Genomic DNA, 494 nt, shown 5'->3' on the forward strand with positions numbered 1-494 from the left:
ATCCGCAGAAGCCACCCCGCGCTGCACCGGCTCCGGAACCTGCGTTTCCACCGGACCGACAACGACGCGCTCATCGCGTACAGCAAGCGCACGGGCCCGGACACGGTTCTGGTGGTCGCCAACCTCGACCCCCACCACACCCAGGAGGCCACGGTCTCGTTGGACATGCCGCAACTCGGCCTGGACTGGGACGCCTCCCTGTCCGTGCGGGACGAACTGACGGGTGAGACCTACCGCTGGGGCCGCACCAACTACGTACGCCTGGAGCCCGGCAGGGCTCCCGCGCATGTGCTCCACGTCCAGGTATCGCCACCGCAGATCGGAGGGTCTTGAGCGCCATGACCGTCAACGAGCCCGTTCAGGACACCTTCGAGGACACCCCTGCCAAGGACCGTGACCCCGACTGGTTCAAACGAGCCGTCTTCTACGAGGTCCTGGTCCGCTCCTTCCAGGACAGCAACGGCGACGGCGTCGGCGACCTCAAGGGCCTGACC

Annotated in this window: 1 protein-coding gene; it reads left to right on the plus strand. The window is 67.2% G+C overall.

The genetic code is table 11. The features are described 5' to 3' along the window. A partial coding sequence (locus POF73_RS45915) for a DUF3459 domain-containing protein (protein ID WP_272125498.1) occupies positions 1-333 on the plus strand: 333 nt, incomplete at its 5' end. Positions 334-494: the final 161 nt, after the last annotated feature.

This window comes from Streptomyces sp. HD, from assembly GCF_028369295.1.
GTDB lineage: Bacteria > Actinomycetota > Actinomycetes > Streptomycetales > Streptomycetaceae > Streptomyces.